This window comes from Mesorhizobium sp. M6A.T.Cr.TU.014.01.1.1 (assembly GCF_004022765.1).
Lineage (GTDB): Bacteria > Pseudomonadota > Alphaproteobacteria > Rhizobiales > Rhizobiaceae > Mesorhizobium > Mesorhizobium mediterraneum.
On the sequence record NZ_RZPG01000053.1, the window covers coordinates 1 to 15,501 of the forward strand.

Genomic DNA, 15,501 nt, shown 5'->3' on the forward strand with positions numbered 1-15,501 from the left:
CAAGGTGCGCGTCGCCATGAGCAACGCCTTCGCCATGGGCGGTACGAACGCAGTTCTGGCATTCAGGCAGGTGTAGAAGCCATGCAAGACGCCTCATTTGAGGTCACCTGTCGTATCTAGCTGCTTGCCGGACCACTATGTGAAGCGAGCGCTATTGGCTGCCTCTGCGATGCGGGAATTGGCAGCGGACGTCTCACGATCAAACAGGCATCTGCTTGTAGAATTCTTTTAATCGTGAAGCGGCGCGAGTGCGCTATCCGTTGAGGTGAGCAAGGCCGGCGCCCTGGGTGAGCGCTGGTGTCGGGTGGTGGAAAGTACAGGGGGAGCTGTGTGGCCCCCTCTTTCTCGGCCTCGACGATGTGCGAAGGAGCCTGTGCGGCGAACGGGCCGACGCCCCAGGCTCAGAACCTGGGCGAACCTAACTCCCGCCAAAGGACAGCCCAGAGCTGGATACACGAAAGAGATACTGAACCCGCGAATCAGATTCTGATCAATCGTCGTGTCTGAGCTCCGCTCGGCTCTTACGGAGATAATCGCGCGGCCCGGCAACGGCCGCGCGTGCCGCGGGCGTGAGCTTTGCGCTTCGTCAGAAGTGCCTCGAGCGTGACGACGATAATTGACCAGCCATATGGAACGCATTCGCCCAGTTATCCAAAGCGTGGATACCTTTCATCTAAACAAAGGATTTTACCGTTTTTGCTGCAGGTCCCATAGAAGCGCTTCAAGTTGGAAAGATAGGTAGTTCCGATGGTTGCGTTGGATCCGAGGAGCATCATCTGGTGTGCGGGGCGTACAAAGTCAGTCGCATCTGCATTGCGGCTTGGTCTTTCGGCGGTCTCCACAAGTTACGCCCCGTTGGCGCGACGCCAATTATTTAACCAATGCTTGGACATTTATCTCAACCAGACAGCTACAAGGTGAGGTCTTCCATGCGCCCGAATGTCGAGTGGAAGTTGTGCTGGGAAAATGAGTTGCAACTGGCCGACCATGTCGAACTCTCCGACTTTTTTCGAAAGACCTATGGACGGACTGGCGCCTTCAACGCGGAGCCATTCGAAGGCGGCCGCAGTTGGGCCGGCGCGAGGCCGGAATTCCGTGCAATCGGCTACGACGCGCATGGGGTAGCGGCTCACATCGGCATGCTGCGGCGCTTCATCAAAGTTGGCGAGGTCGACTTGATCGTCGCTGAATTGGGCCTGTACGCGGTTCGTCCGGATCTTGAAGGGCTCGGAATCGGTTTTTCGATGCGCGTGGCGTACCCAGTGCTCCATCAGTTGGGTGTTCCATTCGCTTTCGGCACGGTTCGGCACGCGCTGCGAAACCATGTCGAAAGATTCTGCAGAGCCGGCCTCGCGAACATTGTGTCGGGCGTTCGCGTACGGTCGACCCGTCCAGATGTGCATCCCGACCTGCCGCCCACGCGCCTGGAAGACGTACTCGTGTTGGTTTCGCCGATCGGACGCTCGATGGACGAGTGGCCGTCCGGTACCCTGATCGACCGGAACGGTCCGGAACTATGAAGCCTCTGGACTACATATGCGAAGGGCAGAGTGACAATGCCGATGGCATTGCAGAGCGCAGCGTCTATCTGACGTTTGACGACGGTCCCAATTCATTTTTCACACCGCAGATACTCAATGTGCTGGCGCAACATCAGGTGCCGGCGACCTTCTTCGTTGTTGGGGCCTACGCGGCCGACGAGCCGGAACTCGTTCGCCGAATTATTACAGACGGGCACGGTATAGCCAACCACACGATGACTCATCCGGACCTGGCTAAATGCGGGCCCGTCGAAGTCGACCGCCAGATAGTTGAGGCAAACAGAGTCATAGGGATGGCTTGCCCGCAGGCCATGGTTCGGTACTTTCGTGCACCGTATGGCATCTGGACCGAAGAAGTAATCGCTGCATCAGCGGGTGCGGCATTGGCGCCCGTCCATTGGTCCATTGATCCACGCGACTGGTCTCGCCCCGGCGTTGACGCCATCGTCGACAGAGTGCTCGCCGATATCCGGCCGGGCGCAATCGTGCTGTTGCACGACGGGTGCGCTCCCGACGAATTGCAACCAGGCAATCAAGCCAGTCTGCGCGACCAGACGGTGACAGCGTTGTCACGCCTAATTCCAGAATTGCACGGCCGCGGATTTGTAATCCGATCACTTCCTCAACATCCCTGAACAAACAGAGATCCTATGGACCTTCTCACCACAGCCAGTACTGTTGCCGTTTCGTCTTATGCGGTGCTCTCGACTGTTTACAGAGGCATGCAAGCGGTCTACTCCCAACCGGAAAATGTTACGCCGCCGTCGGAAAGCTTGTTCGGATCCGACCGTTGGCCGAGCGTGGATGTCATCATCCCCTGCTACAATGAGGACCCGCGCACACTCGCGGCGTGTTTAGCTTCCATTGCAATTCAAGATTACGCCGGAACATTTCAGGTCTATCTGGTTGACGACGGTTCTGGAAATCGTAATGCCGTCATCCCGGTACATCACGCCTACGAGGGCGACCCGAGATTCAATTTCATTCTGCTCCGCGAGAATGTTGGCAAACGCAAGGCGCAGATCGCCGCCATCCGCCGCTCATCTGGAGATTTCGTGCTCAGCGTCGACTCTGACACGACACTTGCGTCCGACGTCATCACGAAGCTTGCAGTAAAAATGCGGGATCCCATGGTCGGAGCGGCCATGGGCCAGCTGACGGCATACAACCGCAGCGACACTTGGTTGACCCGATTGATCGATATGGAATACTGGCTGGCTTGCAATGAGGAGCGCGCGGCGCAAGGTCGCTTTGGTGCGGTCATGTGCTGCTGCGGCCCATGTGCAATGTACCGCCGGTCTTGTCTCCTTTCTCTGCTGGATCAATACGAGACGCAGCTGTTCAGGGGGAAACCAAGCGACTTCGGTGAAGACCGTCATCTTACGATCCTCATGCTGAAAGCAGGCTTTCGAACCGAGTACGTTCCAAGTGCCGTCGCGGCGACAGTCGTTCCGGACAAGATGGGACCTTATTTGCGCCAACAACTCCGCTGGGCACGGAGCACTTTCCGGGACACGATGCTTGCGCGAGGTCTACTGCGTGGCCTGGATCGCTATCTAACTTTGGATGTGATGGGAGAGAATCTCGGCCCATTGTTGCTCGGCATCGCGGTAGTAACGGCGCTCGGTGAGCTACTAGTTTCACATACAGTAAATTGGTGGACGGTGCTGGCTATTGTCACCATGACCATAATCAGATCTACGGTGTTATCTTTCCGCACTCGGCAGCTTCGATTCATCGGCTATTCAATGCACGCGTTAATCAGGATATTCCTGTTGATCCCCTTGAAGGCTTACGCCCTGTGTACATTGAGCAATAGCGATTGGCTGTCGCGTAAAAGTGTTCCCCTGCCCAACAGGAGCACAAAGGAAATCACAAGCGCGATGCCGCTTGCCGGAGCAAATGCTGCGGGCAATTCTGGAATTGCGGAGTCACTTCATACTGCAGATCTTTCGCTCACAGCTGGTGAAGTCTGACGGCCTTGCAGCGCCGAGTGACCGAGTAAGTTGTGTCAGTCGACACGGGGTGAAGCTTGTCGAGTTACCTATGGTCAGATCGGGAACTATCTGGAAGCGACACCTGGCACCTTGACGTTAATTCTTTGGCGGAAGCGATACACGCGTCGCTCCGGCCGCGACTTTCCAAAGGTGCCATCTCAAGGCGGTGGCCTGCTCTGAACCAGAATTCGTAAGTAAGCTGCCGGTGGCCAATCGGACTCATTCCGCTTGAGATAGACGCATGTCCAATGTAGCAATCGACCTTACCGGCGTAACCAAATTATTCGGGAACAAGCTCGTTGTGGACGGGCTGTCCTTCACCGTTGCATCGGGAGAGTGCTTCGGTCTGCTGGGGCCGAACGGCGCAGGCAAGAGCACGATTGCGCGTATGCTCCTCGGTATGACCCGGCCTGACGCGGGTGATATAACAGTCCTCGGTCTACCAGTGCCGGCACGCAGCCGCTTGGCCCGCAAGGGCATAGGCGTGGTCCCGCAGTTCGACAATCTCGACCTGGAATTTACGGTACGTGAGAACCTGTTGGTGTTCGGGCGCTACTTCGGCATGAGTACAAGAGAGATCAACGCCGTCATCCCACGGCTCCTCGAGTTCGCTCGCCTTGAGAGCAAGGCGGATTCACGTGTCGGCCTGCTATCCGGCGGGATGAAGCGGCGCCTGACGCTGGCACGTGCTCTGATCAACGACCCCCAGTTGCTTGTGATGGATGAGCCCACGACCGGCCTCGACCCGCATGCCCGCCATCTGATCTGGGAGCGACTTCGTTTCCTGCTGGCGAGCGGAAAAACGATCATTTTGACCACCCATTTCATGGAAGAGGCTGAGCGGCTTTGTGATCGGCTGTGTGTTCTCGAGCGGGGACGCAAGATCGCCGAGGGCAGTCCTCATGCGCTGATCGACGAGTACATTGGGTGCAACGTGATCGAGATCTTCGGCGGCAATCCACAGGAGCTGATTTCGCTGATCAAGCCGTACGTTCAGCGTATCGAGGTAAGCGGCGAGACGCTCTTTTGCTATGCGCCTGATCCGGAGGATGTGCGCATCCAGCTTCGCGGTCGAGCGGGTCTGCGTATTCTGGAGCGTCCACCCAGTCTGGAGGACGTTTTCTTGCGGCTAACCGGACGTGAGATGGAGAAGTGAGCAATGGGTGAACGTCTTGCGGCCGCTCTACCCGCCAACGCCTGGAACTGGATCGCGGTGTGGCGCCGCAATCATTTGGCATGGAAGAAGGTGGCATTTGCTTCAATGCTCGGCACCCTTGCTGATCCGATGATTTACCTTTTCGGGCTCGGCACTGGCCTTGGACTGTTGGTAGGCCGCATCGAAGGTGCATCCTACATCGCTTTTCTGGCAGCCGGCATGGTTGCGACAAGCGCGATGACAGCATCGACCTTCGAAACAATTTACGCGGTTTTCGGTCGAATGCGCGATCAGGGCACTTGGGAAGCAATCTTGCACACACAACTTACCCTCGGCGACATCGTTCTCGGTGAATTGACCTGGGCAGCCACAAAGGCCTTTCTGGCCGGTACGACAATTGCGATTGTTGCCGCCGCGCTAGGTTATGCCGCGTGGACGTCGGTTCTCTACGTGCTGCCGGTCATCGCTCTCACCGGGTTCGCCTTTGCGAGCCTGGCCATGCTCGTCATCGCACTCGCGCCCAGTTATCACTATTTTATTTTCTATCAGACGCTTGTCATCACACCCATGCTGTTCCTTTCGGGCGCGGTTTTTCCAGTCGGCCAATTGCCAGGAGTGTTTCAGCAGATTGCGGCCTTCTCGCCGCTGGCGAATTCTATCGATCTAATCCGTCCGGTGATGCTCGGCCGCCTGGGCGACAATGTAGGGCTGCATATAGGCGCACTTTGCATGTTCGCTGTATTGCCTTTTTTTCTGTCGGCTGGACTGTTTCATCGACGACTAATGCGTTGACGCTTACCTACGCCCATCAACGAGAAGGAGGTCCGCAATGCCGGATTGCAAACTGCCCACAGCGGCCCGGAGGCATGCGTGTGCCAGGAATCGCGAGTGGTACAACAACAACGCCGAAGCCGGGCGCCACCCAGCCGCTGCAGGCACGCGCCCATCTTCGCGACCACACCTCGGAGTACAGGCTGGGTGGTGAGGCGCGGACCCACCCGGAGCGTTCAAGCGATAGCAGCCAAGCTTCTTGTGCGCGTCCCCAGACCGTCGCGGCCATTATTTAGTTGGATACACATGCAATGACCCACAACGAACCAACTCCTGAGCCTTTTGTGGTCCTTGCTATGCCAAGGACCGGAACACACTATTTAGAAGAATTGCTAAACGAGCATCCGACCGTTTTGAGTAACGGTGAGTTGCTAAACGAATATGATCCCAATTGGCCCAGCACGGATCGCCTGCTAGGCACGGATCGCGAGCTTCTTGAGCTTGCCTATGTGCGCTGCCCTATGCGCGACTACAAGAATGTGACGCATCTTGGCTGCAAGATCAATGAACCTCAGTTTCGCGAGCGTCCAGCATTCTTTGCGGAATTAGCTCGTTGGCCAGCACTCAAGGTCATCCTCGTTGTTCGCCGAAACGTATTGGAATCGCTCCGATCCTTTGTGCAGGCCAGGGAAAGCGGTCAGTGGCTGAAGTTCAGGTCGGACAACGATACCGCTCGGCCACCGAGCGTCAGGTTGTCAATCGCTGACTGTGAGGCTTATTTCAAAGCCGCCGACGATTTTCACGCTCGCGTTATGGAATCCTTCACGTCGACCAACCTGCTTGTAATGGAATACGAGAGCCTTCTTCACGAACCTGCCCAATGCTTGGGAGCGGTTTGGGATTTCCTGGGCGTTCCAGCGCTTGAGCCATCAGATAACGCCATCCTGCAGCGCCAGGAAACGCGACCGCTGGATCAAACGGTGGAGAACTTTGACGAGTTGCGGATTCACTTCGCACGGGGACCTTATTCAAGATTTTTTGACCTCGGAGATTCAATGCGCTCCTACGCTTAATCGCTTGTACCGCGTGCTCTGATGGGCGTGTAGGATATCCTGCAGTTTGCGCGCATTCCGTCGCAAAACTGACAAACCAAAGTCACCAAGACGACAGAGATATCGGCCGGCAGTCGATCTGCGGCAGACATCAAAGACACGGCCGCAAGGCGACCTGGTCAATTCCCTCTCTGGCGAAGCACTTCTTCAGACGCGATCTTTGGCGAGCCTTGAGTGCAAATTCCGGCAAAGGTGGAGGGTTCCAGTGCGCAACCCGCACCAATCTCGCTGGACGGGACAGGCCTCCAGTTGGCACGGCGCTTGCTCCGAGATGACAGCAGCGCTCGACCGGAGCGCAGCATGGGAGAAGGAGGAGCCCCCACCCCGATCCGGTCAGGGAGAGAGAAACGGTGTTGGTTCCAAGAGTCCCCCGCGCGATCGCAGCGCCCCGCAAGCCCCATTTTGCCCGGACCTACGTGCAGGTGCTTGCCGCCATAGTCCTGGGAGCCGCAATTGGCTACCTCTATCCGGAAACCGGCCAGAGCCTGAAGCCGCTCGGCGATGCCTTCATCAAAGTCGTCAAGATGATTATCGCACCTGTCATCTTCCTGACAATTGCGACCGGCATTGCCGGCATGAGCGATCTGCAGAAGGTCGGCCGAGTTGCCGCCAAGGCGATGGTTTATTTCCTCACCTTCTCGACACTTGCACTCGTTGTCGGACTGATTGTCGCGAATATCGTTCAACCTGGCGCCGGCCTCAACATCGATCCGGCCTCGCTCGATGTCCAAGCCGTTAAGGGCTATGTGGCCACGGCTCACGAGCAGTCCGTGACCAGCTTCCTGATGAACATCATCCCGTCAACGATTGCCAGTGCCTTCGCGGAAGGCGACATCCTGCAAGTCCTGTTCTTCTCGGTCCTGTTCGGCATTGCTTTGGCGATGACCGGAGAGACGAGCAGGCCGGTCGTTACCTTTCTCCAGGCGCTTACCGCCCCCATTTTTAAGCTCGTCGGCATTCTGATGAAGGCTGCACCCATCGGCGCCTTCGGCGCAATGGCCTTTACGATCGGCAAATACGGAATCGGTTCGGTGGCCAACCTCGCGATACTGGTCGCGACGTTCTATCTTACCGCCTTCCTCTTCGTGTTCGGGGTTCTCGGCGCGGTCTGCCGCTACAACGGCTTCTCGATCTTTTCTCTCGTCCGCTACATCAAGGACGAGCTGCTGCTTGTCCTGGCAACGTCCTCCTCGGAGGCCGCGCTGCCCTCGCTAATGGAGAAGATGGAGAAGGCCGGCGCCGCCCGTTCGGTCGTAAGTCTCGTCATCCCTACTGGATACTCATTCAATCTGGACGGTACCAATATCTACATGACGATCGCCGCCCTCTTCATCGCCCAGGCGACGAACACAGATTTGTCAATTGCCGATCAGATCCTCCTGCTGCTAATTGCGATGCTTTCCTCGAAGGGTGCGGCAGGCGTCACCGGCGCCGGCTTCATCACATTGGCCGCTACTCTCTCTGTCGTGCCGAGTGTTCCCGTTGCCGGAATGGCTCTAATTCTTGGCGTGGACCGCTTCATGTCGGAATGCCGCGCGCTGACGAATTTAGTCGGTAATGCGGTGGCATCGCTCGTTGTCGCTCGCTGGGAAGGCGAATTGGACCAGTCACGGATGGAAACCGCTTTCCGCGGTTAGGGTTACATCAAACTGGCTCCCCGCAAGCAAGATCGCAACAGCGCGACGTGTAAGTAGCGGCCTTGACACAACAGTCGAATTGCCAGCCTCCAAAGAGCGCTGGAAATAGAGTACTAACGCAGTGAGTAATACAACACCATGAAGCCCCTAAGCAAACGAACGGTTCACGGAGACTCATCTGGGTGCGCATGGAGCGCTGTTCGTCGAATGCGCTATCCGCGGGGTGGGGGAACTATTTCAGCTTGCCGCCCCAAGCCGTCGCGGGAGCGCACCGGATGATGGAGGACCGGCCGATCAGAATCGCTAGGGGAAAGCGCGTCACAATAGCCGATCTCGCCCGCGAAGCCGGAGTCAGCGTAGCAACAGTCGATCGGGTTCTGAACGTCCGCCTTCCGGTGCGAGAGGAGACCGCCCAGCGGGTCCATGCGGCCGCGCACGCGATCGGCTATCATGCTGCCGGTCTCATCAAACAGCGCTTGCAGCAGCACCTGCCGCACTACAAGCTGGGCTTCATCTTGAGAAAACCTACCCACGATTTCTACCAAGATTTCGCTCGCAAGATCGAAGAGTCGGTCAGTATGGCTAAATCCTTCAACGGCCTTCCGATCATCGAGTTCGCGCAGTCACATTTGCCGCGTGACCTGCTCCCGCTTCTTAAGGACCTTGGGAGCCGCTGCCAGGCGATCGCCATGGTGGCGGCCGATCACCCGAAAATCACAGCATCAGTCGAGGAGCTCAAGGCGAAAGGTATCCCGGTATTTTCGCTGCTATCCGACTTCGCCGATGGCGTGCGCGAGGGCTACATCGGCCTCAACAACAGCAAGGTCGGACGGACTGCCGCTTGGGTGTTTTCCAAGGCCGCAAAACGGCCCGGCAAGGTGGCGGTGTTTGTCGGAAGCCATCGCTTCCAGGCGCATGCGACGCGGGAAACGGCCTTTCGTGCGTATTTTCGTGAGAACGCGCCAAAATTCGAGGTGCTTGATGCGCTCGTGAACCTTGATGAACGGCAGCTCACTTACGAAAAATTGCTGGATCTTATGCAGCGGGAACCAGAGCTCGTCGGCTTCTATATGGCCGGCGGGGGGATAGAGGGGGCAATTTCCGCGCTCCGAGAAGAGGGGAGCGGTCAGGATCTCGTCGCGATCGTGAGTGAAATGACGCCGCAGTCACGTGGGGCGCTTGCGGATGACATCTTGACGATGGCGGTCGGCACGCCAATGCGCCGACTTTGCCAGGAGCTGATAATGGCAATGGAGCGGGCCATCAAAGCCGGCGTCGCGGAGAGCCCGGGGCAGACATTTCTGCCGTTCGACATTTATCTTCCGGAAAATATTTGACCTTGATGGATTTCTATCATGAGCGCCCATTTTCCTTTCACCGATGAAAGGAAAGCTCGATTGACTCGGCCGTCTCTGTCCGATCTGTGAACCGGCGTGGTTCCGTCTTGAAAGAAGCCGGATGCCGAAATGGCAGCCGCGCTTCATGGAAGGAAAGTCAAGCAATGCGCCAGGTATCGCCCCGCTTTGCACTCGATCACATGGCGGCGCCCCGCCTTGACGTCAGTGCGCTTTTCGCGCTTGCCCGTGACCAAGGCCTGACCGACGTCCAAATCCGTTACCCTCATTTCAGCAATCCTGTCGCACGCGGCATTCCGGCTGCGGACGTTCGGTTTGCCGCTACCGAAGCGGGCGTCACGATCATCTCTGTCAACGCCTTGCAGCGGTTCAACGACTGGACTCCAACGCGTCAGGCCGAGGCAAGCAACCTCGCCGATTATGCGACGGCGTGCGGGGCGGAGACGCTCGTGTTGGTGCCGGCCAACCGCAGCTCGTGGCCCACCAATAGCGAGCGCCAGGACAATCTTCGTTTCGCTCTAAACGAGATCAAGCCAATCCTCCAGTCGCGGGGTCTGATCGGTCTCATCGAGCCGCTGGGTTTCCGAACCTGCTCGCTTCGATCAAAGAAGGAAGCGGCCGAGGCCGTTGCCGCGGTTGATGGCCAGTCCGTCTTTCGCCTCGTGCACGACACGTTCCACCACACCCTGGCCGGGGAGACATGCCTGTTCTGCGAGCTTACCGGCCTGGTGCACATTTCAAGCGTAAACGACCCGACCTTCTGGATTTACCCCGATCGCTTTCTTGCAGGTTCCGACAATGGCAGCCAGATTCAGGCGCTGCTGGATGGCGGCTACGCGGGACCTTTCTCGTTCGAGCTGGTCGAGGAAGTCCATTCTCTGGACGATCTCGCAGGCGCACTTGCCGCCAGCATCGACTTTATCCGGCGAGGGCTATTGTCGTCAGAGTAGATGGTGACAGGAGTAGTGACTATAGGTGCGCCTGAATTTTCCGTGGGTTCACAGCGGGGCAGCCATCCGAGATGCCTCCTGTATCATTATCTCCCGCATCCAGATGCTTGCCGGATCGCTATTGTGGAGGGCCGGCCATTGGAGGGTCTCGGTGAATGTGGGAAATGGCAGCGGAAGTTCGATAACCCGCAGGGGGAACGTTTTTTCGAAATGCCTGACCAGCCGTAAGGGCATGGTCGCTATACGAGCTGTGCCGGACACCATAGGTGGAATCATGCTGAAGCCCTGCACGGCGACCTCGACACGTCTCTTAAGGCCATGCTCAAGCAAAAACCATTCCTCGATAGACGGCTTCATCGTACGCCCGAACCTGACCGCGACGTGCCTCATCGACATGTATCTCTCGAATGTAAGCTGCTGTGGCAGCTGCTTGTTTGTGGGACAGCCTACGCACACGAGCTTCTCGTCAAACAGCGCAACGCTTGAATGCACACTCGACGTGAACATATCCGGTAGAATTAGAAAATCGACGTCACCGCGCCGGAGAAGCTCATCGGGGCTATCGTCGACAGGCAGCAGTTCGAAGCTGACGGCGGGGGCTTCCCGTGAAATACGCTCCACAAGCTTTTCGAAAAACACGAGCGTGACGAAATCGGAAAGAATGATCCTGAAGAGGCGATCGGCTCGAGCTGGGTCAAACGGATCCGAAGAAATAATCGAGCACTGGATGTGCTGGAGAGCGTCGCGAACTGCGGGGGCAAATGCTGCCGCACGCGGGGTTAGAAATCGTTCGCGACCTCTTATCGTAAACAGTTCATCGCGGAAATAATCGCGCAGTCGGGCGACGGCCGCACTCATGGCGGGCTGACTCAGGTTGATCCTGCGTGCCGCCGCCGAGAGATTACGCTCCGTCAGGAGTGCGTCGAGCACAACGAGGAGATTTAGATCAAGTCCTTTGAAACGCATGTCATCAGCCATCCATGGGATGGATGCCTTTAACCGAAACAAACGACTTTAACAATTTAGCATTCTTGCAATCTTTTGTCGCAAAAAGTTTATGATGGATGACGTAAAGGTCCGACATATGAGCCGCGTGATCTGCCGAAGCGAGCAATCGTTCGTACTGTGCAGGTCAGAGATTGGCAGTTTGAAACGCCGGGCCGATGGCGCCGGGCTATCAACCAGCGTCTTCGGCGGCCCCGACCTAGCTAGGCGTGGAACCTAATAGGGTGCACCCTTCCAGTCCGAGGCGACTGATGGGCGGTTTGATCCTAAGCTGCCGTGAGGCCTGTGCCAATTGTATCGGCGAAGCCAATGCAGCAGTCCGGCAGCGTTTTTGAGAGCTGTTGTAGGCTCGGCCTAAGCCCATTGGCGCAAGCCTGTCTGAACGAAGCGCTTGGCCTTGCCGCTATCCGGTATGTGATCTGTGGTGCCTTTTCGTCCTGCTGTTCTTGTTTTGGAACGCCCTTATGGTGAGCCCATCCGGGACGTGGGGCACCGGGAGCACAAAGGTGCAGGCAGGCCGTCAATAGACCGTGGGCTGAGAGCCCGAGCTCGTTACATGGCCGCCCCTCGCGACTTTCCCGGATGCGCTGCGAGCGCGGATCAGTAGATGTCGTGTTGCCCGCCAGCTCCCGTCTTTGACCGAGCCAAGAAGGAGGAACGGGCATGCTTATCATCGGACTGGATATTCACCGCGCCTTCGCCGAAGCAGTGGCATGGGAGGAGGGCAGGCTCAGGCGACTCGGCCGCGTCGACATGCGGCGCGATCTGCTGGCGGCGTTCGCCGCGAAGCTGTCGCCGAACGATGTCGGGGTGATCGAGGCCACCGGCAACGCGACGTCCGCTGCAGCTGTGGTTGCGCCGCATGTGAAGAAGGTGGGGATCGCCAACCCGAAACAGGTGTTTATCGTTGCCTATGCCAAGATCAAAACGACGATCGACGCCGACGTTCTTGCGCAGCTCTATGCCAGCGGCTTCTTGCCAGAAGTCTGGATTGCGGACGAGCCGACGCAGGCTCTGCGTCGACAGGTGACACGGCGCAATCAGATTGTCCGACAGAGATCTCGATTGAAGAGCGTCATCCAGTCGATCCTTCATAGCCATCTGATCCCGTCCTGCCCGCATGCCGACCTGTGCGGCGCCAAGGGTCGGACCTGGTTAATCGAGCAGGTCGTACCGCAGGACGAGCGCCTCGCGATCGATGGGCATCTGCGCGAGTTCGACCGATTGGGCGAAGACCTCCAGGTCATCGAACGCGATCTTGTCCGCTCGGCTCTCGAGGATGAAGGCGTGAAGCGGCTGATGACCATTCCCGGCGTCGACATCACCGTCGCGCTGGCGATGAAGGCGGCGATCGGCGACGTGTCGCGCTTCGACGATCCGCAGAAGCTCGTGACCTATCTCGGGTTGAACCCAAGCGTCCGGCAGTCCGGCCAGGTCCGGCCTACCATGGGCGGATCACCAAGCAAGGCCGTGGTCATGCGCGCGGCATGCTCGTCGAGGCGGCCTGGGCGGCCGCTCGTGCTCCCGGACCGTTGCGAGCCTTCTCCCTGCGGCGTGCGAGCCCGGCGCGGACAGCATGTCGCGGCCGTGGCAACCGCACGCAAACTCTCTGTCGTGATCTGGCATCTGTTGAGAAGGGCGAGAGTTACGCGTGGGCTCGACCCTCCCTGCATGCCAAGAAGCTTGCGCGATGTGGAACTCAAGGCCGGGAGCAAGGCTGTGCGCGGCCAAAAGGGAGCGCACGCCTACAACATAAAGAGCCACCGGGAAGAAGAGCGCCGCTGGGTGGAGCAGGCCGAGGGCGCCTATGCACGCCTCGTCGCCGGTTGGAACCCACGAGGTCCGAAGAGGGTAGGCACGGATGCCGCAAACGAGGCGCGACGATAGAAGCTGCGCGGCAGGGCTCTCATCTCGGACCCTGCTCTTCGCCACGCGGTCGTCCGTGCGCGACAGGAGAATAGCGCAGATTTATCAAAAAGGCTCTTGTCGATCACATCAGTGGTCTTGGGCGCTGTACGGCCGGGTGAAGACTTTGCAGGTGGCCCGGAAAGCGTTTGACCTGTAGCGAAGCAATTGTCGTCATTACGCGCTCGACCCGGGCGCCCAGCTTGGCATAAGGGCTACGTGGCCTCAGGAAGCGTCGCCAATGCAGACCATGGACGAATTCCCAGCCGATGCCGAGATGCCGGTCGACCGTGCCTGTCGCCGTCCGGTGATGCGATGCCCCCGAGCGGATGAGTTCGCCCCGGATGCTCCCGGTCACGACGCACGGGTTCGGGTTCCAAGGCGCTCAGTTTTGTTCGCGCCCAATCGGTGTAGGACGCGGCAGAAATACGAGCGTGACGAAATCGGAAAGAATGATCCTGAAGCGGCGATTCGGTAGAGCCGGGTCAAACTATCCGACGAAATAAACGAGCACTGGATGGGCGGGAGAGCGTCGCGAACTGGAGGGCAAGAGCTCCCGGACGCAGCGTTAAGTTTGAATACCTCCGCGGACATGGTCGCGAGCTCATCGCGCAAATAATCGAGCAGCCGAGCGCCGGCCGCACTCATGACCGGCTGGGCTCGGTTAATCCTGCATGCCGCGCCCATGAGGTTGCGCTCTGTCGGGAGTGCGTCGAGCACAACGAGGAGATGTAGTTCACGACCTTTGAAACGCGTGGTCAACTATCCAAAGTGTGGATGCCTTTCATCGAAACAAACGATTTCATCAATGTTCTGGAATCCTGCATGGGCAGAAGCACCTGACGCACACCGATGCCCCACTGCCTCATAGCGTGGCGAGCGTCTTAAGAAACCGCCCGAAAGGAGATTTTCATGCGCTCTACCGGGCAGTGGAGTGCTGGGAAAGGGAGTTGCAACTGACCGGCCATGTCAAACTGTCCGACTTCTTCCGAGCCTATGGACAGACTGGGAGACGCGCACGGTGTAGCGGCTCACATCGTGATACTGCACCTACGCCACACACCGGCCGGACCTGATCCGGCTTTATGAGCATTGGGCTTTGTCAGACGCACAAGCGTCGTGGCTTTCGCGACGCGGCGCGCCTCAGGAACTGAGCCGCGTCCAGGTCGAAACGCGGGAAAGAAAGACAGGAAACAGAATGGCCGATCAATTCGCAACGGACGTCATTGCCCTGATCAAGAAACGCGCCGAGTCGGAGAGCGGTGAGGGAATGCCTGCGTCATTCGTCGGCGAGATAACAATCGCCACGGAACTGGACGCGCTCGGGTTCGATTCGCTGGGTTTGGCGGACGTCCTCTGGGATGTGGAGCAGGCCTACGGCATCAAGATCGACATGAACACGGCCGATGCCTGGTCCAATCTCAAGAATGTCGGCGACGTCGTGGAAGCCGTCCGCGGCTTGCTTGCGAAGGAGGCTTGAATGGACAGGCGCGTCGTTATCACCGGAGTGGGCGGCCTGTGCGGACTGGGCACTGACGCCGCCTCTATGTGGAAAGAGATGCGCGAAGGCCGCTCCGCCATCGGCCCGCTCGCCAATTCCGAGCTTCATGACCTGGAGGGCATGACCGGCGCTGAGATCAAGGCGCTGCCCGAGCACGACATCGATCGCAAGCAGCTCGTCTCCATGGCCCGCTTCAGCTTGCTCGCCGTGCTTGCAGCGCGCGAAGCCATGCGGCAGGCCGGACTTTCCTGCGACGAAGGGAATGCCCATCGCTTCGGCGCTACAGTGGGCGTCGGCGGCTTGGGCTGGGATGTAATGGAGGAAACTTACCGGGCCCTCCTTTTGGACGGCGCGAGGCGAGTTGGCATCCTCGCTGTACCCAAAACGATGCCAAGCGCCGCCGCCGGCCAGGTGAGCTTGCGCCTCGGCTTGCGCGGGCCGGTGTTCGGGGTGACCTCCGCATGTGCCTCGGCCAACCATGCGATCGCCTCGGCGGTGGATCAGATCAAGCTGGGCCGGGCCGACGTAATGGTTTCCGGGGGCAGCGACGCGCCGTTCGCATGGGGCGTGC

The 15,501-nt window shown here is 58.5% G+C and carries 13 protein-coding genes and 2 pseudogenes; 12 read left to right on the forward strand and 3 right to left on the reverse strand.

Translation table 11 applies throughout. From position 1 onward, the window contains the following. The first annotated feature begins 929 nt into the window (after nt 1-929). From EN885_RS32565 to EN885_RS32605, 9 genes are all read left to right on the forward strand, one after another. Complete coding sequence (locus tag EN885_RS32565; RefSeq protein WP_063169401.1) at nt 930-1,520, forward strand: NodA family N-acyltransferase; 591 nt, start codon at nt 930-932, stop codon at nt 1,518-1,520. Beyond that, nucleotides 1,517-2,176, forward strand: coding sequence for a chitooligosaccharide deacetylase NodB (nodB, locus tag EN885_RS32570; protein WP_091600617.1), 660 nt, complete (start codon nt 1,517-1,519; stop codon nt 2,174-2,176). The genes EN885_RS32565 and nodB overlap by 4 nt, the downstream gene beginning before the upstream one ends. A 15-nt stretch (nt 2,177-2,191) precedes the next feature. After that, entirely contained in the window at nt 2,192-3,517 is a 1,326-nt protein-coding gene (gene nodC / locus EN885_RS32575) for a chitooligosaccharide synthase NodC (RefSeq protein WP_128244331.1), read from the forward strand. Between the two features lie 262 nt (nt 3,518-3,779). Next, complete coding sequence (nodI, locus tag EN885_RS32580; protein WP_128244330.1) at nt 3,780-4,694, forward strand: nodulation factor ABC transporter ATP-binding protein NodI; 915 nt, start codon at nt 3,780-3,782, stop codon at nt 4,692-4,694. A 3-nt stretch (nt 4,695-4,697) separates the two neighbouring features. Next, nucleotides 4,698-5,486, forward strand: coding sequence for an ABC transporter permease (locus tag EN885_RS32585; RefSeq protein ID WP_095517113.1), 789 nt, complete (start codon nt 4,698-4,700; stop codon nt 5,484-5,486). Between the two features lie 290 nt (nt 5,487-5,776). Continuing rightward, nucleotides 5,777-6,538, forward strand: a complete 762-nt coding sequence (locus tag EN885_RS32590) for a sulfotransferase domain-containing protein (RefSeq protein WP_128244329.1) — start codon at nt 5,777-5,779, stop codon at nt 6,536-6,538. Nucleotides 6,539-6,930: 392 nt separating this feature from the next. Further along, nucleotides 6,931-8,214, forward strand: a complete 1,284-nt coding sequence (locus tag EN885_RS32595; protein ID WP_210326678.1) for a dicarboxylate/amino acid:cation symporter — start codon at nt 6,931-6,933, stop codon at nt 8,212-8,214. Nucleotides 8,215-8,489: 275 nt separating this feature from the next. Then, nucleotides 8,490-9,551 (forward strand): LacI family DNA-binding transcriptional regulator, encoded by a 1,062-nt coding sequence (locus EN885_RS32600; RefSeq protein WP_128244328.1) that lies wholly within the window; start codon nt 8,490-8,492, stop codon nt 9,549-9,551. 164 nt (nt 9,552-9,715) lie between these two features. After that, nucleotides 9,716-10,519, forward strand: a complete 804-nt coding sequence (locus tag EN885_RS32605) for a TIM barrel protein (protein WP_029356612.1) — start codon at nt 9,716-9,718, stop codon at nt 10,517-10,519. A 48-nt stretch (nt 10,520-10,567) separates the two neighbouring features. Here the strand turns inward: EN885_RS32605 and EN885_RS32610 are convergent, their stop codons facing one another. Together EN885_RS32610 and EN885_RS34575 are read right to left on the reverse strand one after the other, a co-directional pair. Beyond that, nucleotides 10,568-11,485, reverse strand: a complete 918-nt coding sequence (locus tag EN885_RS32610; protein ID WP_063170390.1) for a LysR family transcriptional regulator — start codon at nt 11,483-11,485, stop codon at nt 10,568-10,570. 238 nt (nt 11,486-11,723) lie between these two features. Further along, nucleotides 11,724-11,929, reverse strand: a pseudogene (locus EN885_RS34575) (integrase core domain-containing protein); the annotation flags it as partial. A 258-nt stretch (nt 11,930-12,187) separates the two neighbouring features. Here EN885_RS34575 and EN885_RS32615 point away from each other — a divergent pair. Next, nucleotides 12,188-13,411, forward strand: coding sequence for an IS110 family transposase (locus EN885_RS32615; RefSeq protein ID WP_245493191.1), 1,224 nt, complete (start codon nt 12,188-12,190; stop codon nt 13,409-13,411). A 442-nt stretch (nt 13,412-13,853) separates the two neighbouring features. Here EN885_RS32615 and EN885_RS34930 read toward each other — a convergent pair. Beyond that, a pseudogene (locus EN885_RS34930) lies at nt 13,854-14,191 on the reverse strand (LysR family transcriptional regulator); the annotation flags it as partial. A 436-nt stretch (nt 14,192-14,627) separates the two neighbouring features. Between EN885_RS34930 and EN885_RS32620 the strand changes: the two are divergent. Together EN885_RS32620 and EN885_RS32625 are read left to right on the forward strand one after the other, a co-directional pair. Next, nucleotides 14,628-14,909 (forward strand): acyl carrier protein, encoded by a 282-nt coding sequence (locus tag EN885_RS32620; RefSeq protein ID WP_029356603.1) that lies wholly within the window; start codon nt 14,628-14,630, stop codon nt 14,907-14,909. Next, nucleotides 14,910-15,501 (forward strand): beta-ketoacyl synthase N-terminal-like domain-containing protein (locus EN885_RS32625; protein WP_281035181.1); only part of this gene is annotated, 592 nt, incomplete at its 3' end.